Source organism: Terribacillus saccharophilus, assembly GCF_046592595.1.
Taxonomy (GTDB): Bacteria; Bacillota; Bacilli; order Bacillales; family Amphibacillaceae; genus Terribacillus; species Terribacillus saccharophilus_C.
This window is the reverse complement of record NZ_JAWVPF010000002.1, coordinates 16,685-38,472: the sequence shown is the minus strand read 5'-3', so window position 1 is coordinate 38,472 and position 21,788 is coordinate 16,685. Positions and strand designations below refer to the sequence as shown.

The 21,788-nt window shown below is 40.7% G+C and carries 17 protein-coding genes; all 17 read right to left on the bottom strand.

Going from position 1 to position 21,788, the window contains the following annotated elements; all coding sequences use genetic code 11:
- Position 1 precedes the first annotated feature (1 nt).
- A complete protein-coding gene (locus SFC25_RS02610; RefSeq protein WP_411213798.1) occupies positions 2 to 2,014 on the bottom strand; it encodes a sigma 54-interacting transcriptional regulator in 2,013 nt (670 codons plus the stop codon).
- Positions 2,015 to 2,698: 684 nt separating this feature from the next.
- Positions 2,699 to 4,048, bottom strand: coding sequence for an aspartate kinase (locus SFC25_RS02605; protein WP_411213797.1), 1,350 nt, complete (start codon positions 4,046 to 4,048; stop codon positions 2,699 to 2,701).
- 217 nt (positions 4,049 to 4,265) lie between these two features.
- A complete protein-coding gene (locus SFC25_RS02600) occupies positions 4,266 to 4,637 on the bottom strand; it encodes a thiol-disulfide oxidoreductase DCC family protein (protein ID WP_411213796.1) in 372 nt (123 codons plus the stop codon).
- 24 nt (positions 4,638 to 4,661) lie between these two features.
- On the bottom strand, positions 4,662 to 5,855 hold the full coding sequence (locus tag SFC25_RS02595; RefSeq protein WP_411213795.1) for a transglutaminase-like domain-containing protein: 1,194 nt from the start codon (positions 5,853 to 5,855) through the stop codon (positions 4,662 to 4,664).
- Positions 5,852 to 6,796, bottom strand: a complete 945-nt coding sequence (locus SFC25_RS02590) for an HTTM domain-containing protein (RefSeq protein WP_411213794.1) — start codon at positions 6,794 to 6,796, stop codon at positions 5,852 to 5,854. Before SFC25_RS02590 ends, SFC25_RS02595 begins: the two co-directional genes overlap by 4 nt.
- Before the next feature lie 14 nt (positions 6,797 to 6,810).
- Complete coding sequence (locus SFC25_RS02585) at positions 6,811 to 7,455, bottom strand: DUF5819 family protein (RefSeq protein WP_411213793.1); 645 nt, start codon at positions 7,453 to 7,455, stop codon at positions 6,811 to 6,813.
- Positions 7,456 to 7,544: 89 nt separating this feature from the next.
- On the bottom strand, positions 7,545 to 7,853 hold the full coding sequence (locus SFC25_RS02580) for a hypothetical protein (RefSeq protein WP_411213792.1): 309 nt from the start codon (positions 7,851 to 7,853) through the stop codon (positions 7,545 to 7,547).
- 359 nt (positions 7,854 to 8,212) lie between these two features.
- Entirely contained in the window at positions 8,213 to 9,688 is a 1,476-nt protein-coding gene (locus tag SFC25_RS02575) for an L-arabinose isomerase family protein (protein ID WP_411213791.1), read from the bottom strand.
- Positions 9,689 to 9,815: 127 nt separating this feature from the next.
- Positions 9,816 to 10,244: a DUF1801 domain-containing protein gene (locus SFC25_RS02570; RefSeq protein ID WP_411213790.1), complete on the bottom strand. Its 429-nt coding sequence runs from the start codon at positions 10,242 to 10,244 to the stop codon at positions 9,816 to 9,818.
- Between the two features lie 296 nt (positions 10,245 to 10,540).
- The gene (locus SFC25_RS02565) at positions 10,541 to 13,552 is read right to left on the bottom strand and encodes an alpha-L-rhamnosidase (protein WP_411213789.1); all 3,012 of its coding nucleotides are present in this window, start codon (positions 13,550 to 13,552) and stop codon (positions 10,541 to 10,543) included.
- A gap of 26 nt (positions 13,553 to 13,578) precedes the next feature.
- Complete coding sequence (locus SFC25_RS02560) at positions 13,579 to 14,436, bottom strand: carbohydrate ABC transporter permease (RefSeq protein ID WP_411214195.1); 858 nt, start codon at positions 14,434 to 14,436, stop codon at positions 13,579 to 13,581.
- Positions 14,437 to 14,477: 41 nt separating this feature from the next.
- Positions 14,478 to 15,344, bottom strand: a complete 867-nt coding sequence (locus SFC25_RS02555; RefSeq protein ID WP_411213788.1) for a carbohydrate ABC transporter permease — start codon at positions 15,342 to 15,344, stop codon at positions 14,478 to 14,480.
- Between the two features lie 63 nt (positions 15,345 to 15,407).
- The gene (locus SFC25_RS02550; RefSeq protein ID WP_411213787.1) at positions 15,408 to 16,709 is read right to left on the bottom strand and encodes an ABC transporter substrate-binding protein; all 1,302 of its coding nucleotides are present in this window, start codon (positions 16,707 to 16,709) and stop codon (positions 15,408 to 15,410) included.
- 115 nt (positions 16,710 to 16,824) lie between these two features.
- Positions 16,825 to 18,285, bottom strand: a complete 1,461-nt coding sequence (locus tag SFC25_RS02545) for a response regulator (protein ID WP_411213786.1) — start codon at positions 18,283 to 18,285, stop codon at positions 16,825 to 16,827.
- Positions 18,285 to 20,000, bottom strand: coding sequence for a cache domain-containing sensor histidine kinase (locus SFC25_RS02540; protein ID WP_411213785.1), 1,716 nt, complete (start codon positions 19,998 to 20,000; stop codon positions 18,285 to 18,287). The genes SFC25_RS02545 and SFC25_RS02540 overlap by 1 nt, the downstream gene beginning before the upstream one ends.
- 225 nt (positions 20,001 to 20,225) lie before the next feature.
- Entirely contained in the window at positions 20,226 to 20,969 is a 744-nt protein-coding gene (locus SFC25_RS02535; protein ID WP_411213784.1) for an SDR family oxidoreductase, read from the bottom strand.
- A gap of 18 nt (positions 20,970 to 20,987) precedes the next feature.
- Positions 20,988 to 21,782 (bottom strand): SDR family NAD(P)-dependent oxidoreductase, encoded by a 795-nt coding sequence (locus SFC25_RS02530; protein ID WP_411213783.1) that lies wholly within the window; start codon positions 21,780 to 21,782, stop codon positions 20,988 to 20,990.
- Positions 21,783 to 21,788 lie beyond the last annotated feature (6 nt).

Sequence of the window (21,788 nt, the reverse complement as noted above, 5' to 3'; positions counted from 1 at the left end):
ATTATGAAAAATCTTGCATGCCACTTCTATCAAAATCATATTTATCCATCTTATAGTAAAGATTACGAATCGACACTCCAAGCTGATCTGCTGTTGCTTTTTTGTTAAAGTCATTCGCCCGTAATGCTGATTCAATCAACTGCTTCTCCAGATTCTCCACCTGTTCCTGTAATGTACCCGTTAAGGATTGCTGATCCTGAGAAGAAATCTGCAGGTGTCTAGGCTGGATGACATATTCCGTCTTGTCCAGGAAAGTCATTGCTTGCGCCACAGTTGTTTCCAGCTCTTTTACATTATGAGACCATTTCTTTTCTTTCAATACACTGATTGATGCTTCAGAAACAGATTGAACAGCACACTGCAGGAGCTGATTCTGCTTGTGGACAATTGTGGATAACAATCCTTCGAAATCCTTCATCCGTTCGACTAAAGCTGGTATATAGATTGTTATACGCTTCAATCTCTCGAAGAGAGGTTCATAAAATCTCTTTTCGAAAACCGCGCGTTCCAAAGGATGACGCGCACTAACTATTATCCTCACGTCCACTTGTTTCAACTTCCCTGAAGTAAGCTGCAGTTTGCCTGTTGCCATGAAGTTCGATAGTTTCTCCTGGACACGAAGCGGCATGGCATCAACATCATCGAGAAATAATGTGCCGCCGTCGCTTTTTTCAATCATTCCAGTATCATGACTGTTGCGCAGTGAACCGAACAGCCGTTTCTCTAAGCTCTCTTCATCACCAACTGTACAATCGACTCGGATGAAGGGCCGGTGGCGTCGTTTGCTTTCATTATGGATGATAGCAGCGAACATTCCCTTTCCTACACCTGCATCTCCGCGCAAAAGACAAGGCGCATCCGCATTAACAGCGAATTTAACTTGTTCGAGCGTTACTTGCATTGATTCCGAATCCGCTACGATATCATTCAGCGTGTATTTGTTTTCCAAACTGCGAATGATCTTACGAGCTCGCTGTACCTCATCCTGCAGCTCATGCAGCTCCGATATATCATGCAGGACTCCTACGCTTCCTCGCAATTTCCCGTCAACAATGATCGGCGCTGCATTGACCATCATTTCCTTACCATGTTTACCAACGCGCATCCGGGCTCCTGTGGCCGGTCTGCGTGTTCGGAGCACCTGCATATGCAGACTTTCACCTTCCATAATATCCGTAACTGCCGGCTTCCCGACTATCTGCTCAGAAGTATAACCGGTAAGCCGTGTATAAGCAGGATTGACAATCAAACCTATGCCATTTTCGTCTACTACACTGATTGCCTCCTGAGAGGAGTCGATGATTGCTTCCAGCATTGACTTGACTTCCCTGACATCCGTAAGCTTTTCTGCCAACGCAACGATATCGACCGTTTTCTTCATCACTGTAAAAGCGCCAGTTACTTCCTCTTGGTCATTTTCTATCGGAGCACAGGTATAGACAATCTCAATACCGGAAGGAAGCTTCAGCTGCTCATCCACGTATCGCTCTCTTTTTCGAATGGTTTCCGGCAGCCTCGAATTGGGAAGAACTTGTATTATCGGTTTACCTATTAAATGGTGTTTCTTGCTTCCAAGCAGTTTTTCTGCTGCTTCATTTATATACATAATCTCGTCCTGGCGGTTGATGCACAGGACCCCCTCATGCAAGTACTCCAGCGTTTTACTGCGAAACTGCTGGTTATTATATGTAGAAGATTTCTCTGTCTCTTCTTGAGATGCGAATGCTAGCATCAGCTGTGCACTTTGACCTGATATGATCTCCGCTTTGCAGGAAGTCGGATCAATGTAATCTGCTAATCTCTCTGAAGTCTCCAGCACAAAATCGACATGTCCGAGCAATTCCGCTGTCACATCTTTCCAAAGCGGGATATCCAATCGTTCCGCTTGATATTTTACGATAGCGCTGGGCTGTTTAACTAGCATCGCGACTATCTGGAATCCTTTTATCTGTTGGAACAGTTTGATGATTTGAACCGCTTCTTCACCGGCACCAACAATAAGTAATTGTCTCAATATGATCACATCCTGCAAAGTTTTGCACATACATAGCGTAAACTAGTCTGCAGAAATTAGCAATAACAAGATTTTTAGCATGCAAAGAATGCCTTTTCCTTTCCTTTCAAGCTAATTTGCGAATCAGTCTCTGTCATTCCCCCGCTTAATTAACCACTAGAAATCTTTTTGGCGCAAGTAATATTTGAGGATCCTCTATTAAGTCCAGCTTCCTTACCTTCAAAAATAATAAGCATTTGAGGTGTGCATTAATTTGTAGTCAGCAGTGCAAGAAACTTCATTTTAGAGACAGGAAAGATAATCGGTACGCTCATCAACTTCGGTCACGGGGCAGCTAGTATAGCCAAGTCTTGCATCTAATCTGCTATCGTCCATGAATCCAATAGCACTATTTTGGAACTCCTATACAGGATTACCAATGCTGATTAAATCGAAACATTCGTATGTAATGGTTCTATAGATCAAAATTAATCCGTTCTTTATCAGCAGATTGAAGGTATTAGGAACACTTGCCATGAGGGATTTATCAGGCTCAACGATCACTGTTGGAGACTGAAAGAATTGAAGGTCAAAGAAGGGATAGAAAGCCCTTTCATAATATTGAAAGAAAATGGAGCATATCTGTTTTTAGTTCCTTAATGTGAAAAATCCGGACAACGTCACATCAGACGCTGGCCGGATTCATCATTTCTTGAAAAATGCTGTGTACAATGATTGCACAGCTTCATTGATTTGATGTGCTTTGATACCGAACATCAAGGATACTTCAGAGGATCCTTGGTTGATCATTTCGATGTTCACATTTGCATCCGTGAATGCTTTTGTAGCGGTGCTTGATACACCGATTGTCTCGATCATTCCTTCACCAACTATCATGATCATAGCCAAATCACGGTCAATTGATACTTGATCTGCTTTCAGTTCATCTTTTAACCTGCGAACGACAATTGCTTCTTTTTCAGGAGGCAGCTGACTTTCACGCAGAATCACACTCATATCATCGATTCCGGAAGGTGCATGCTCGAAGGAAATATTCTCTTCTTCAAGTATTTGCAGCAGTTTCCGTCCAAAGCCTAGCTCACGGTTCATTAAGTATTTGCTGATATAGATACTCAAGAAGCCTGTATCACTGGCAATTCCGATAACTGGATTACCTGATACTTCTCTTTCGGCAACGATCATCGTTCCAGGTGCAGACGGGTTGTTTGTATTTTTCACACATACTGGTATCTTTGCTTGGAAAGCAGGAATCAGTGCTTCATCATGGAAGACAGAAAAGCCTGCATAAGACAACTCTCGCATTTCCCGGTATGTGAGCGTGTTGATTTCTTTCGGATGGTCAACGATATTCGGATTTACACTGTACACGCTATCCACATCGGTGAAGTTTTCATATAAAGATGCTTTTACGCCTGCACTTACGATAGAACCAGTAATATCTGACCCTCCTCTAGGGAATGTTGCAAGCTTCCCTTCTTTTGTATAGCCAAAGAAGCCCGGAATAACAAGTACTCCTTCACGCTCGCGAAGCTTGTACAATAGCTCGAAGCTCTCATCCAGTATACGCGCACCGCCTAAATCCTCTCTCACAAGCAAACCTGCTTCTTGAGGATTCACATAGGCCGCCTTCACGCCTAATTTATTGAGATACGCACTGAACACTTTAGCTAGGGAATCTTCTCCTGTCGCCTTCAGCGCATCCATTTTATTAACGGATGGGACAGTATCTGCCAAGATACCTTTTAGATGATCGGCAATCTGTTCAATCAGATTGCTATCAAGCTCTAATTCCTCCACAATGGACCGGAAACGTGATAGTACTCTTTCCACCTGTGTACTGACGTCTTCCCCTTTGTTATGCGCTTCTCCGATAGCGATAAGTAAATCTGTCACCTTGGTATCCGCTTTATCACGTTTACCTGGGGCAGAAACGACTATAAATTTCCGCTCCTGATCAGCTTTTACGATTTGTGCTACTTTGCGGAGTTGTTCCGCACTTGCTACTGAACTACCACCAAATTTTGCTACCTTCATGTGTCTCTCTCCATTACGCTTTTTCTTTACATAGGTAAAATAGTATCACAGAATTTCTTCTGCTGGCTAGATGAAAGACATAATTTTGAGAAAAAAATGACTACATTAATTGACATAATATTTTTATCGTCAACTGATGTAGTCTGTTCAAGAAATAAGAGAGAATCTCAAGAGTTTAAACTTCTTTAGATTCTCACCTCTGTTATCTTCCAATTCCTCAGTTCAAGAACATTCGCTTTTCAGTTTGAGAGGGTAAAGGACATGTCTTCTTAAGAAAGAGTTTTCTTCGGTTTCGCGCTATGACACGATAAATTGCATCCCTGACTGTTCTTGGAATCAGCTTAGCTAAAACTAATGGGTAAAAAAGTTTGTTGGCTGATTTAAGGAGATTGATGATGGAGTCCGAATAGATGTACCTTTCATCATTTGATATAAAAATCATACTATCTACATTGGGGTCAACATGTATATTTTCTTTTGTCCAATTACTATTGAAATCAGTAATAAACAATCGAGGATTTTTGTTGATTCTGATCACAAAACGGATAAAATTGCTGCAAAGATTACACTCCCCATCATAAATGAGCACGTACACTTGATCCTCCCCTTTCACTCAGACCAGACCATACAGGAAACTGACTATCGAAAATGTAAAGAGTATACACAGAACTAGAATCGGAAAGTTGTATTCTTTCCTTATGATTGTAAGTAAGCTAAAAATCCCCAATAATATAGCTGTCAGACTTTCGATAGAATTCACTATCCAATCTGGCGGCTCTAACTGCATAAAAGTGGCTATTAATGATAAGTAGATTAATAGTGCTGCAATGAAAAAAGACTGTATTTTAATAAGATAAGAATAATAATCAAACTTATTTTTGGGTGTTACTTTATATGTACCTAAGAGATCTTTTGTCTTTACAGCAGCATATGACTCATTTAACCTCGGATAGATTGGCTGCATATACGGAGCTGCCCCCTCCATCGACTCAAAGCCCCATGCCAATTCCTTTGCCCCAACCTTATAGACAGTATCCTTCATTGCTGTGCTTTTATTTGTATAAGCAGGATAAAGCTTCCTCTCTGGGTCTATTGAGAATACAACACGACCTTCCTCAATTTCTTCCGCATAACGTTGCTTATTACTAAAAGCTCCCCATCGGACAGTAGCTCCTATATTCCTCAATGGATGTCTTGGGAATGTGTACATCGCCAGACTAACATCCATGGCTACCCATCCTCTGCCCTTCAAATACACTTCATTCCATGCATGGGGCTGAAACTTGCCTCTGAAACTGCCCACCATCACGCGGCACGGTATTTGAATGGAACGGCAAAAGGAGGCAATGACTGCCGAAAGTTCTCCGCAATCCCCTTTTTTATTACGTATGCATTGCTGAAAGCCTCTTTCTTTCAGTCGACTGGTATAGGTAAAGCTTTTTCGTACGTGATCAAATATCGATCTGACTTTATCCACATCTCTGTCAAAGGGTGATGTTAATTCCTCCGCATACCTCTTTGTTTCTTCGTTTATTGGTATAAGTTCTGTGCTCCGGAGGAAATATTGGCGTTCTTCTGGTTTAAGCTCGTATCGTGCTGCATCTTTATAGTCTGCTTCATACGATACTGTCTTTTTGGCAGGGACCTCAAAATAGTAAAGATTCCCGAGCACATTATCTTCATGTATGCTGATGGGCTCCTCGTGTCCAAAAGTAATACCCTCCGTACCAGGTGCAGCCGATAGCCAAACTTCAATCGGTTCCTCGCTTTTGTTTTTGTACAAAAAGGAAATTTTACTAGGTTTCATGCTGACGTCCTCTCCTCTTTTCTTCCCGTTCTCCACCTTTTTCTAATTTTCTCTATGCCGTTTTGAAGCATATTATGACATGCGCGATATTCTTTGTTTGTGATCAGAAGCAGGTCCATTGCAATCATGATGAGGGAAAAAGTTACTAGCCCCATTTGGAAAAGGATTCCTAGATGGAATAGTACTATACCGGTTAATACTATATATTTCGTATAGCGATTGAATATCGCAAATGGGAAAGCCAGTTTTATCAATACAGAAGCATAGGTAGCAATCACGATGAATTCAGGATTTGTAATCAAGAAATCTGGTAATAGACCTATGGAGTATTGTTCTACCTGCATAATATAATACACCGCTGTACCGCTGCTCCATCTTTCCCCCATTGCCTGATAAAAGCCGGACATGAAATACATTAAACTCAGCTGCGCAATTACAAAGATTACTCCAAAGTTATGCAATATAGCACGTTGCTCTTGAAATTTATAACTAAGCTTAGATTTATTTTTCAGTTTGAAAGAAAAATATGCGGTCACATTCATGAACAGCATATAAAATAAACACACGTACAGTAGATTGTCGCCGCCATCACTGATTAAACCGTTCCGGTTAATCAATGAGAAGGTAAAAATATAATTCAGGATCTGAACGATTTTACCTCCAAATCCTAATGTGAATAAAAACGTGATAAGCATACCAAGATGATAGATGATCTCAAACATCACAGCCCCATCCCATAAGCCATAGACGGAGAAAAAGACACGATTCATTTCAGTGTATGAAGCGTTATCGATTATTCCGGAATCTCCCCAGAAATATTGCCGTAAAGAATAATTGGCAACGTAAGAATACAGAATCAGTATACCTAGGGTTATACGCAGAATACTAGCACCAATCAGATGCTGCGGGCTTTTGAACCATCCATATAATTTGGTTAGCATATGAAATTCTCCTCTTATGAATAAGTTAGGACAGGAAAGTATTCCTTCCAATCAAAATCGATATGCTCTGATACTTGCTCATAGTCAGTGTTATTTCGTTCAGAATATGGGATTGCCTTCACATTTACCACTCTGACTCTTACATCTTTTACTTCTTCTTCAGTTACTAAGGGAATTGCTGAATTTGCAAAACGATACAGCAAATTTATTTGCTTTGATCTTGTTTCTTCGATCTTATCCATATCGATCGATTCATTCAGCTCCTCATCACTTGCATTCTCGCCCATTGCAGTTAGGATATCATTTTCTTTGAAGATGCCGAAGTAGATACCTGAAGGTATACGAGCAGCTTTGTTATAGGAACTTATAATATTGGAGCGATTTGCTTCAAGCAGAGGTTGTGATATATTAAACCATTCTGAAGTTTCATTCGAAGCTGTGCGATACTGAATAAGGATATTTTGCGTTTCCTCGACTGGATCTGGGGCAAACAAATTCCAATTTTGAGTAAAAAGCGGACTGATATAGTTTTCAACAGGAATACGATACTTTGTATAAACAGGATTAAGCGGACCAGTATGTAATACTAAAATCGAAAAATGAAAAAGTGTGAAAAGAGAGAGCACGGTTATTATGACCACATTGACTTTCTTCCCCATCACCTAACCTCCCAGATTATAAAGGGAGGAGCAAACTGCTGCTTGCTCCTCTTTAAATTAGAGTAAGTATATAATCATGATGTTAAGTATCAGTCAAACATTGGATCCAAATTCGCATCACTGTTTACCGGATCTTGTTCAGAACTCCAAATCCCAATGATCTTATCAGCAACCCAGTCACCTACCGCAGCTCCAGCTGCAGTTGCCGCTCCTGAAATGAAGGCTGTTCCAACAACAGCTGGCACAGCTTGCGGTTCAACCGTTTCCTGATTTTTCCCTTCGTATTCTACAGACGCCGGAGATAGATCTCCAGTTGCTGCAGATGCCGAAGTGGATACTGCTCCAATAGCAATTGCTGATGCAAGGACAACTGTAAACAACTTTTTCTTAGGTTCCATTTTTTACCTCCTCTCTGTACCCATATGGTAACTAGTTCCATATAAAACAGTCAATTAATTATCAGTTAATTTTGATAAATGAAAAATACTAACTAGGAACTTATTCCTCATTTCATCTTTAAGCTCATCTCTCGAAAAACATACTATAATTGGGTGGACTGCTATATGTGTACTGCGATGCATCTGTCATGGGATTCTCGCCTATCAATTCCTTTATATTACCGTCTATCGCGGTTGATAATTTCCTACTATAACAAATTGACCATTAAATCTTAGCAATATAAAGTATCTTTTTCCGTTCGAAACGTTACCAAGTGCTTTACATACAAATACCGTTCCCAATAGGAACGGCTCTATTTTTATAAAACAACGTATTCAACCTCAAGTAGAATAGAAATCTTCTCAAGCTGTGAAGCAATGTGTCCAACTGCCAGTGCGCAATGATGTGTCGGAGCTTCTTTAAACCATCTAGTCATATAAATATCTGGATGCTCATTAAAGCTGACATGCGTCTGGGTATTTCCAATTTGCATAATCGGACCATCTACTGCCTCTCCTTCGCTAATAATGAATTTGACTTTCCCTTCAACCGTTTGAGTGACATTTAGTGTGGTAACACGACCTGCTTTCACTTTTGCCTCCACTGCCACTCCGGTTCCCTGCTTTCCATGATACAGACCCATTCCCCGCAAGATAGGCTTTTCCTTTGCGATAGCTATATGGAAAGGACCATCATGACCAAGCAAAATCGTTTCTTCTGCATAGTCTGTGAGCACAATTTCAGCAAAACTGCCGCCTGCATCGAGAAGGTCACAGATCTTCATAGCAATATTGGTCTTTAGATCCCCTTCTCCTGCACATGGGATATGTTTGGCTGTCAGCAAGCTGTTTCCAACAATCATTCCTGCTTGCAATGCTTCTTCCTCACTGCCCGGCGCACCGTGATAATAGTAAGTCAATGCATCCAAATTTCTTGTATCAGCGAGCTGTGCCTCGGCAGCAGCTACTTTTGCCGCCCAATTCAATTGCGTTTCTGTTGGCTTCTTGGCAATCGGGTCACTATGCGAATCCTCACTGATCGTAAACACACTTTCAATTTCTGCGCGCTTTTTCTCTACATCTTTGTCTGACACTTGCTCTAGCTGTTCTTTCAAATCACCAATCTCCAAAACGTCTACATGAATTCCAAGCTGTGCCTGCAGCATCGTAAAATCACTGTACATATCCAGCATACCGCTGTATGTGTTTCCGAGAAAACCGAAGTTACTATATTGCAAGCTGCGCTTCACAGAAGCCGCTATAACCCATTCCTTAATCTGTTTCCAAGCATTGATTGCCTCCGGCTCCTCTGCTGTCGCCTCATTCGTTTTGGAAACTGATGGAGTTTCCCTCAGTCCAATCAACCCATTCACAACATGATACGGAATATTTGCTCGGTGACATGCATTCGCAAATTCAGGCACTGGACAGGCGCCGCAGTGAGCCAGCCATTCTTCAGTTGATGTTTCTGCATAATTGATTTGGCGTGTCGGCTGCAAATTGAGGAAAATGACTGGCACAGAACACATTCGATGAATCGGCAGGATAGAGGCACTCGTGCAATACGTTGCGGCATGGCAGAATATAATGTCAACTTGCTCCTTTTGAAAGTATTCGCCTGCTGACCTGCCAGCTTGCTCAGAGTCTACCAAACCGAAATTGTACACATCTGCCCATTGCGCTATTTGAACCTTAACATGCTGGTTATATCCTAACAAACGTTCTTTTAATGTAGGAAACTGACTCCAATATGCCTCTAAGCCAACAGAATACAATCCAATTCGCGCTTTCCTCATGAACGGTCCTCCTATTGAGCACGGAAATTTAAAACTCTCCCGCTAGTTTCTCCAACTATATTTGATACCGCTTACAAAAAAACATAGCGCCAGCTCCTTAGGCTGGCTGAGCCTTTATTGTCATTCATCACAGCGACTCAGGATACGTTTCTTTTAAAAAGTTCACAGAATCTCTAATCAATTGCTTTAAGACATTTTCATCAATATCTGCTGTCTTATTAATATACACACATGCCTTCCCGGTCTTATACTTACCGAGTTTCTGTAAGCGTGCTTCCCTATCAGGTTCACCCGGAGCTAGATAAAGACTGATATTGGCTTTTCTCGGCGAAAACCCGACAAGTGGTGCGTCTCCTTCGTGACCGGTTGCATAACGGTAATGATAAGAACCGAATCCAATTATACTCGCACCCCACATTTTGGCTTCATAACCTGTTGTCTCCTTAAAGATATCTAACAGCTTATAAGCATCTTCTCGCTTTTTAGGATTTTCCACAGCTTCAATAAAATCCAGCACACTGTTGTCTGTTTCCTTTGTTTTAAGTTCATATCCCAATTATTTATCCTCCCCTGCTTTTAATTTCCCAATAAGTAAAAGTAATTTTTAGAAGCAAAGCTTGATTCTATACTTTCTATAAGTTTCCTTCCATGTCCTTTAAACAGTAAGTTTAATATGTAATTTCACAGTGTTATGGCTGTATATAATCGCTGCTGTGTCATTTCCTTTTCTCATGCTGCTTTCACCGAAATTTATCTCATCTGAGAGTTGGTGTGTTGTCCACATTATGTTCATTAAAATCCAACATTAAAATAAGGAAAAGGCTGCCTGATGATTGACAGCCAATTCCCTTATCAAAGCTTTACTTTAAATTCGTAACTTCCTGATTCTATTTCGTATACAGCCTTTCCTTCCCGCATTCCTTTATGCAGCACTTCTGCATTTTTAACATCTATATCTTTCCCTGTATCTTTTCCAATTGGGAGGTATAAAGTAGCTGTCGTATTCGCTGGGATAGTCACCTTATAATAAATACTATCGCCATTAATTCTCCATCCACTTTTGATTACACCGTAAACTGAATTATATTCTGCTCGAACTTCCTTTATTCGTTTTTGTTCATCAAAAGTAGGCTGTAATTGAATATGCTTGAATCCAGGGGTATCTGAGTCATAGCTGATACCTGCCATGTATTTATACATCCACTCTGCAATAGCGCCATACGCGTAGTGATTAAATGAATTCATACCCACATACCCGAATCCATTTTCCTTGGAGTAAGAATTCCATCGTTCCCAAATCGTTGTGGCACCATTTTTGACAGAATACAACCACGAAGGCATCTGATCCTGCAGCAGTAACGCATACGCAAGATCGGAACTGCCAATATCAGATAAGACAGGAGCTATCACATGGACACCAAGAAAGCCTACTGATAAAGTGTTTTCAGCATAATTCACACGCGTGCTATTGGGATGTGCAGCCTTGTATGCCGTTTCATTTTTTATATTGTTTTTTAATAACTCTATTAATTTTGCTTTTTGTTCTTCATTTTCATAAAGGCCAAGCTTTAACACCCATAGCAGAGCAAATTGGCTGTTATCCTCTTTCGTTGCTTTATATACGTCAATTCCTTCTTCAAAGATATCTTCTGGATTTTCAGTTAAAGAAGATTTGATTACGAGATTATCTTGATCTCCCGTAGTTATATAATGCTTAATGAAAGACGTTTTAATGTTATGAAACAGTTCTTTGTATTTTTTCGCGTCCTCTGTTTTACCGATATGTTTCGCCATGCTGCCCATCAATTCAGCAGCATACGCATAATAAATATCACTTACAAGTTGATTCCCGCTTCCTTGGAATGCCAGCCAATCCCCAATACCTGCTGCACCTCTATGGCCGTCACCAGATTGGATGTACAGCCAATCCATATACTTCACCATCGAAGCATAATGTTTCCTTATACTGCTGTCATCTCCCGTCATTTGCCAAAGAGTCCATGGAATGATCAGCCCTGCTTCTGCCCAGCCTGCTTGCCCTTTTGGCCCTTTTCCCGTTCTGGCAAAACTGTTGAGGTTTGCCCATTTGCCACCAGGAGCAACGGAAGTAAAGGAAGCTTGATCAATTCCATACAATTCCTGAGAATCTACAAGGGTATCCATGTAAGTTTCTAAAAATAGGACAGATTCTGCATTATACAGAGCTGTATTTGCAAAAACCTGTGTATCTCCAGTCCAGCCTAAACGCTCATCACGCTGCGGACAATCAGTTGGAACCCAGAAATAATTCCCTCGATGTCCCCAAATCACGTTCCGATAAAGCTGATTTACAGCATCACTAGATGTTAAAAACTTCCCCGTTTCATCTATAGAAGAAGATGCCACCTTTCCAGTAAACTGTATAACTTGAACGGAAGCATCATCTGTCAGTACCTTAATCTCTGCAAACCTGAAACCATAAAAGGTCATAGAATCCTGATGGGTTTCTCCATTTTCATCGCCCTTTAGCGTGTAAAGACTTGTTTGCTCAGCAGTTCGCAGATTCTCAAAATAAACAGAGCCTTCGGGGCCGTCCGCACCTTCGCTATCATCATTAGTAATTTCTCCAAAACGGATTTGGATCTGTGCGCCAGCTTCACCCTTTACCGTGTAGTTTGGTACACCAACCATATTTTGACCAAGGTCTATGATGGCTGTTTCGCCATTCTTTAAAGTAAAGCCTCCACTCAAATCTGACGGCCGATACTCTCTTACCACCTTAATCTTTCCCCGGCCGTTTTTCCCTTCGAATTCGGGCAGGACACCTTGGTAAATAGTGATCGATTCTGGGTGCTGTTCAAGCTCTTTCAGTATTTGAGCAGGTTTCGCCGGATATGCTTTCAGCTTAGCATCAGGAAAAGATGCTCTATATGAATGTTCTTTTACAGTAGACCATGCAGCGTCATCATAGTCCTTTTCCAGCCATCCTTCTGGTTCCATCGTTGCATCGTATACTTCTCCGTCATAAATATCATTTTCTCTGATAGGTCCTTCGTCTGTTGCTTTCCATTGTCCATCTGTATCAGAGATAATACTTTCCCTGGTATCATCTTCATAGGTTACCTCTAATTTCACGAGCAGCCCCAGATCGTTTCCAGTCTCGTTATAATAATTGCTGCCTTCTCCAATCCTGCTGTTAAACCAGCCATTTCCTACTTGGGCAGCTAATACATTTTCACCAATAGCAAGATCCTTTGTCACATCATAGGTGAAGTAATGTAAGGTCTTATCATAGTTCATCCAGCCTGGTGTCAGAAGTTCTTCGGCAGCAGAGCCATCTTCCTGAAGAAAACCTGCCTTATTTCCGTTTACAAAAAATGTGTATACACCAAGTGCAGTGACATAAAGTCTTGCATTTTTCACCTTTTTAGAAAGCTTCAACTCCCTTCGAAACATGACCGCATTTGCTTTTTTATCTTTCTTCCCTTCCATGGCAATCCATTTTGCTCCGTCCCAATTATCCAAGGAATCTTCACTGAACAGTCCTGTCTCAAAAGAGCTTACCTCCGACTCAATTAGGTTTTCTTCTTTATCCCAGACAAGAACCTTCCAATAATACGTAGAAGAAGGGAGGAGTATGTTACCACCATACTGGATTGCAACAGATATCCCTGAAGGTACTTTCCCGCTATCCCAGCAATCTGCAGCTTGAGGAGTTAAGCTATCCGGGTTTCGTGCGACCAAGATTTGATAGGCAGTTTGCTTTTGACCTGATTCAGCAGCTGACATATTCCAGCTAAACCGCGGTTTTTCGCTATCAATTCCGACTGGTCTGATTCGATATTCCACTCTTAAATTACCAATGGCAGTTGCTTGTAGACTCATACATAAATCCTCCCTTATTAAAATGGTTACTTGATTGATCCAGCTGTCATGCCCGCAACTATCCGTCTATTAAAGAAAATAAACATAATGAGCGGAGGCAATGAAATGATAAGAATATTGGCAAACAGCAAATTCCATTGGGTGCTGTACAGACTCATAAAATTATAGAGGGTGAGCTGTAAGGTAGCGTTATCAGCTCCTGGGAAAAAGTACAATGGGTTAACAAAATCGTTATAAACTCCTACAGCTGTAAGTACAATGACGGTTGCAGACACTGGTTTTAGCAGCGGCAAAATGATAGAGAAAAACAGCCTCAGCTTTCCGCATCCGTCTATAAGAGCCGCTTCATCCAATTGTTTCGGGATTGTTGCCATAAAACTGCGATAAAGCATAACAGTGAATGGCAGGTGAAGTGCAACTTCAACAAAAATAATTCCTGGCATCGTCTTGAAAAGACCGATACTTTCCAACACCCAAATAGTTGGTACAACAGCGGGCGGTATTATCAGACCTACTAAAATCAAAAAATTGATTACTGGTGTGCTTTTTGTACGTTTACGGTGTAGCACGTACCCTGCCATCGCACCGAAAAATATAAGCAAAACAATCGAAGCGATTGTTATAACAGCACTATTGAAAAAGGCCCGCATGATCATGCCGTTTTCAGCTGCAAAAACCAGTTGGAGATTTTCAATCAGCTGAAATGTACTTGGCCACGACATGTTAAGCAAAGAGGATTCTTGTGTGTCTTTAGCAGCATTCACAAATATGAAATACAAAGGTATGCCAAAAAGTATAATGGTCACAGCTACCGCGAATATTTCTGTGATCAAACGTCCTGCGGTTCTTGTTCTTTTCTGTTTGATTCTTTTTGGTACAAACATCTTTTCTTCTGGCGGAGATGAAGGCGCTATCATTTTTTCCATTATAAATCCACCTCTTTTCGGTTTAAATAGAGATACAACGGAAAGGCCAGCGCAGCTACCACTATGAACAAGATAACATTACCGGCTGTGGAGATTCCGTAAAAACCAGCTTGATATTGTTTATAAATGATAGAGGCAATGATGTCTGTACTGAATCCAGGTCCTCCCTTTGTCATCGCCCAAATCAAATCGAACGTACGAAGACCGCCAATAAACGATAGAATTATGACGGTATTCATAGCTGGACGACTGAGTGGCAGAATGATATTCCTGAATCGATGCCACGCGTTACCACCATCAATCGAGAGTGCTTCGTGATATTCCTGTGGAATGGACATGATACCGGCTATAAAGATGACGGTTGCGATGCCGACACCTTTCCACACATCGACTAAAGCAACAGAAAGTAATGCTATCTTTGTATCGCCAAGCCAGTCAGGTCCTACAATACCTAAGAAAGAAAGGGCAGCATTTATCATCCCCTGTGATGGGTGCATCAGCGTGGAAAATGCAATTCCAACAGCTATGGTACTAAGAAGTGCCGGAAAGAAAACCATTGAACGGATGAAGCCCACCGAACGAAGCCGCATACTAAGGAATACACCGAGCAGCAGACCTAAAACGACTTTCAAGCCGCTGGTTACAACTGCATAGATGATCGTATTTCGAAAGCCTATGTTCATGGAAGGTTCGGACAGAAACACTTTAAAATTTTCAAGTCCAATGAATTTCCAATCCGTCAATGTCCACCATGTCATACTAAAGAAAAAGGATAATATAGTCGGCAGGATAAAAAAGATAAGGTAAATAGCACCTGCCGGCAGTAAAAAGAAGTACGTATATGGATCTGATTTAATCTTTCGCACGAACAAGTCTCTCCTTCTTTTAAGGGTCCCCCGTATGAAACGGGGAACCCTCGCTATTTATACCTACCATCCTTCTAAACCAAGTTGTTTTGCCTGTTTCTCTACATCCTGATCGTAGAGCTTTGCCCCTTCTTCTGCTGTTTTTCCACCGCTTCCAACTTCTGTTGTGATTTGTTCAAGATTTGGTCCTTTGAGCGGACTCAAAAACTCCAGTGCTGGAGCTGTATTTCCTTCTTCAAAATATGGAAGCATATCTTTGACAGCCTGCGGTACATCTTCCGGAAGATCCACCCCTTCAACTGCCAATGGTCCATCCAGTGTAGCTGCTTCGACAAAACGCTTCACTCCTTCATCGGAAAGAAAAGCTTCTGCCCATTTTTTTGCCGTATCGACTTTTTCACCATTTTTATTTAAGTAGAATGCATGTGGCATCCAAGCTGTAAACCCATTTTTATCGGGACTATCACCTGGCTGCGGAAATACACCAATGTCATTTAATTGATCTGGATAATTTGTTTCGAGAAGAGGTAAAATCTGCGACAGCATAGGATAATGAACACCAGTACCTTCAGCCAGCATTTTAGTTCCTGCATCATAGGTAGTTGCCAGGAAATCATCGTTCATATATCCCTTCTCGTATACCTCCTGCAACTTCTCAAAACTGCGTAGGGCACCAGGAGTCGTGGCCAATTTCGCTTTGTTTGCTGTATACTCTTCTGGGAAGGTCGGATCCTCCGCCAACACATTGTAATTATCACCTAATACAATAAGCTGGCTGGTCCACGTTTCTTTGTAAGAACCAATTACAGCAGTTTTGCCAGCAGCTTTTATCTTTTCGTTGTTTGCCATAAGATCATCCCAAGTTTTCGGTATCTCTAAGTCAAGCTCCTCGTATACTTTCTTATTATAGAACCAGGCCCCTACCATGACCGAGGTAGCTGGAATACCGTAAATTGCACCGCTATCATCAGAAACAGTTTCTTTAAATGTATCCAATACTTTATCCATATACGGTTCTTTGCTTAAATCGACGAAATTTTGTGATGGGTTTAAAGCCTGCAGCAAAGACCCAGAGTTATAGAACGCAATATCAGCCATATCACCCGTGGCTAGACGCGTTTTCATGATATTATCTCCTTCTGTACCGCCAGGTCTTGTTTCGAACACTGTCTTGATTCCATGTTCTTCTTCTATATAATCTGTTACTGCTTCAATCGCAGTTCTAGATGAATCATTGGAGATAAGAACAGTTACCGTATCCTCTTCACCAGCTGATGAAGAATTTGCACCTCCGCACCCAGCTAAAAGGCCAACAAGAAGCACTGTTACGCAAAACAAGGAAATAAACTTCTTAAACTTGTTCATTTTATCCCTCCATTGCATGAAATGAATTTCTTTGCACTTTTATTGTAACCGCTTACAAAATGAATTTTAAGTCCGTATAATTTAGGATAATGTCCGTTTTTTTCATGTAGAGCATTTACTTCTTCTCTCTGTACGAACCCGGGCTCACTCCAGTATGTCTCTTAAAAACATCAGTAAAATGACGATAGCTATGATACCCCACCTTCTCACTGACTTCCTTTACTTTCCCGCCGTTAAGCAGCAATTCCTTTGCTTTTTCAATTCGTATATTGGTCAAGTATTTAATGTAGGTGATGCCGGTTGTTTCCTTGAACAGCATGCTAAAGTATGTGGTATTCATTCCAACCCGTGCCGCAACATCTTGCAGTGTGATGTCTTTATAATAACAAGTCTCTATAAACACTTTTGCTTGCTCGACTGACCCTTGGCTTAGTGTTATCTTAGCTTGTCGAATACTTTCTAAAAATTTGACCATTTTACATAACAGCCACTTCTCCATTGCTTCGCTAGTGTCCAATGTTCTTATATCATGATGAAAATTATAATCGTGTCCAGTATCATGTGCACCATTTTCTTTAGCGACTTCTAATCCCAAATAAACCAGACGCACTATTTCACTTTCCAGAATTTCAAGCTGGCAAGATTGTCGGAGTTCTCTCATCCATGTTCTTACATGTTCTTTTAAACTAACTTCATCGTTAGTCCGCATACTAGCAAAAATAGCCTTTTCCATGCTTGATAAGTCTTGCGGAGCAGTATTACTTATATCAATGTCTTCATAATGAAGGAAGGGAACACCTAAAAACTTTGCATAACGATATGCTTTTTTCGCTTGCTGATAGCTTTTATGTAAATAACCAGGCTCCGTATACGTTCTGCCGATTCCAACCTTCCCTTTTACATTGGAAGTTACCGAATATTTATAATGCTGACTTGATAAAGCTGTTAGATGAAGAAGGACCATAAGATATTCATCTCCAGAACGGACAGGTACACTTTTAAGGTTTGGTTTCTCTATTTGAATAACATCTTCGGAAGCAAGAACCGTAAACCCATATACCTTTTTTGAATAGTTCTGCACTGCTTGCTCCCAGTTTCGCTCTCCTTCTTCATGGCGAAGCATTAGGTGATGGAGGACATGTTTTAAGCGTTCCTGCTGATTTATCTCCCTTTCATTCTCTAGTGTTTTTATCCGTTTTATATGATCTGCTTTTTTTATTGCACGTGCCAGAACATCTTCTACCTTTGAAAGTGTCACTGGTTTCTCCAAATAATCAACGACTCCCAGCTTAATCGCCTTCTTTAAATAAGCTGTATCATTGAATCCGCTGAATACAATACATAATGTGCTTGGTTCTAATTCCAGTATCCGTTCAATCAGGGCTAGACCATCTAGACCTGGCATTCGAATATCAGTAAGAATTATATCTGGCTTGTTCGCTTTAAAGTAGTCAAGCGCCTCTAATCCATTTTGAGCTGTACCGATAAGTTCAATTCCGAATTTGTCCCAGCAAACCATTGTTTGTAGACCTTGTACAACAATAAATTCATCATCAAATAGAGCGGCACGCAGCATTATGAATTCCTCCTCATTTTTATTGGGAAATGAAGTTCTACAGTAGTACCTCGATTCTTTTCACTCGAAATGGAAAATGCTGAGGACGGATAATATAATTCCATTCTCCGCTGTACATTTTTTAGTCCAAAACCCTTTTTCGTATTGGACATATCTTCTATCCCTACTCCGTTATCTTCTATAATGAAAATTGTTTTTTCACCTTCAATCTTTCCAATCATCCGTACAATTCCAGCTTCCAATTTTGGCTCCAGCCCATGATATATTGCATTTTCTACTAGCGGCTGCAGCAATAGCTTTAAAATTTCCATATCATGCAATGCCTCGTCAACATTTTCTTCGTATATAATCCGCTCAGGGAATCGCAGCTGCTGGATCGTTATGTAATGACGAATATGTTCTAATTCATCAGCTACCGTAATCATCTCTTTCCCCTTGCTCAAGCTAAGCTTAAAAGTCTCCGAGAGAGCATTTGTCATCTTCGCGATGTCTTCATTTTGATTTAAGATAGCCATCCAATAAATGGAATCCAGTGTGTTGTACAAAAAGTGCGGTTTAATCTGTGCTTGCAGCAGGTTAAGCTCTGCTTCCTTCGTCTCTAATTTCGATCGTATCAATAAATGATTCAACTCTTCGTTCTCGGATGCCATTTGCTTAAAAGTATTGCTTATCAAACTTATATCATCAGAAACTATTTCTCCTTTGGTTTCTTTTGACGTCTTCACCCAGTCCACTACCAGCTTCTTGAGCTGTGTCAAAGGATGCGTGATTTTGCTAGAAGCAATAAAAGAAAGAATCAGCGCAATGAGCGCCATCATTCCAACAAGTACACCCGTTACATTCCGTATATAATAGGTTTCATTGAGTAACACGTCCTTTTCAATAATATGAACAAAATCCCATCCTGTGGTCTCATTTTTATAGCTGCTGATTAAGTATTCGTCTGGTGGTAAGTCCTCGCTTTGAATGAGTGGAAGCATACTCTTCTCTCCCCGATTGGAAATCGGTACAGAATAAACCAACCGATTTGAAGTTTCTGATTTATCCTGAATGGCAGATTCACTAGTTGGACTCTCTTCTATAACTCTTGAGAAAATGGATTTATGAATATTTACAACAAGTACACCAAGAATCTGCTGATCAAACACACTATCCGAATCACGGAGCAGCTTTACTGATGAAAATGTATTCGAGGATGGATCATCCAGCAGAACATTTCGGCTGAAAAACAATACCTTTCCTTGCTCATTTTCCGTTTCTCTGTACCAATTCTGCGTTCCTATCTCATGAACTGCTCCTCCACTAGTATCATACTTTCCCATACTGCTGCTATTACCGTAACAAAACGACCGAAAATGCTTATCAAACAAACAGACTGAATCTATATCCTGTGTATCAATAAAATAGCTGTACAGTAAGTGCTCCATCCGTTCCTCCATATTTTTTTCTATCTCCTGAGAGGAATCGGATGTTATTTTAGCGCTCTTCTTTAACTCAGCTTGCATATCACTATTCCAGGCAATTAAGCGCTGCATATTTATGACGTTTTTCAACAGTACATCAGCACGTTCGCTTGATGCTTTTACTTGGGTCTGCATCGTATTGATTTGGTGTTGCATTAGTGTTGTCTTTGCGATGTAGTATGAAGTAATACCCAAAACAGCTAATGGGATGATTGAGATAATCGTTATCGCTATAAAATATCTATGACGCATTTTCCTGAGTCTTAAAGACGAAATAATTGCTCTTTTTATCCTCATATTATAATCCCTGCTTTCATCTTCTTTTAATGAAGCGCTTACATTATAACGTAAATCATATGTACACAATCTAAGAGGTATGTATCCCATTTTCTGTTCTTTTGAATACATACGCTACCTTTCTCTTATTTACCTGTCGAAAATTATGAAAAGCGCCTGCTGTCAGGCGCTTTTCATAATTTATATAAATCCTCCATTAACACGCAATGTTTGGCCAGTTACCCACTGTGATTCCTTACCCGCTAGGAAAGAGATTACCGAAGATATATCCTCTGGTTCTCCAAGCCGGTTAAATGCATTCATTTTTTTCAGGCTATCAATCTGCGCTTCCGATTTTCCTTCCGTAAATAATTCGGTGTTTACAGGTCCAGGAGCAACTGCGTTAATTGTAATCTGTTTAGAGCCAAATTCCTTCGCAAGCTGTCTTGTGAATTGTTCTACCGCTCCCTTTGTTCCTGCATACATGCTGTATGCAGGAAACATCTGACCCACTACAGAAGTAGATATATTAATGATGCGTCCATATTCAGCCATATGCTTCATTGCTTGCTGACAAGAGAAATATGTTCCTTTTACATTTATAGCGAAAATCTTATCAATATCTTCTTCTGTTGCATCCAAAATAGGTTTATTAACCATGATTCCTGCATTGTTGACCAAGATATCTACTTTGCCGAAAGCCTGTAAGGTTTCGCTGAATAGTCGTTCAACGTCTTCCAGCTTACTAATATCTGCTTGGATAGCCAATGCTTCTCCGTTTTTTTGGGTAATAGCTTGAACGGCTGCTTCAGCTTTATCTGGACTGCTTGTATAATTGACAATTACTCTTGCTCCTTCATCAGCGAGCTGCAAGGCAATAGCTTTGCCGATTTCCCTTGATGCACCCGTTACAATTGCTACTTTTCCGAATAAATGACCTGCCATACTTTAAACCTCCTATTCTTAAAAGATACTTCTTACTAAACCGCCATCCACACGTAAAGCCGCACCATTGATTGCAGATGCTAGCGGACTGCTTAAATACGTAACAAAATGTGCAATTTCTTCCGGTCTGATCAGCCGCTGTATGATAGATGTTGGGCGATTTTCCTTCATGAACCGTTTTTCCGCTTCCTCTATCGACAAGTTCTCATTAGGATATAAAGTCTCAAGCATTTTTTCTACGCCCTCTGTCAGCGTTGAACCCGGCATTACAGTATTGACCGTTACATTCGTTCCTTTTGTAAGTTCTGCCAAGCTTCGGGAGATAGATAATTGCGTCGTCTTGGTAGCGCTGTAATGCGCCATCTCCTGAGAGGGCATAACAGCCGCTTCACTAGCGATAAATATAACTCGTCCTTCTTTCCGCTCCAGCATTGATTTTGCATAGCTTCTTGTAAGCCGTATACCGCTCATCACGTTTACTTCAAACATGTTAAGCCATTCGTCATCTGTAATATCAAAGTACTCTGCTGGCTCAAAAATACCCAGATTATTGACTAGAATATCGACTTCGGGATAACTTTGAAGTATTTTTTCACAGTCTTCCGCAGTACCAAGATCTGCCTCTGCTGGATATAAAACGGCATTGAAATTGAATTCTTTTATTTCACGGATTGTTTGGTCAATTTTTTCTTGAGATCTGCCATTGATGATAACCTCTGCTCCTTCGGCCGCGAGCGATATTGCAATTGCCTTCCCAATCCCTGACGTAGAGCCAGTTATAAGAGCTTTTTTACCTTTCAATCCCAAATTCATGTTCAG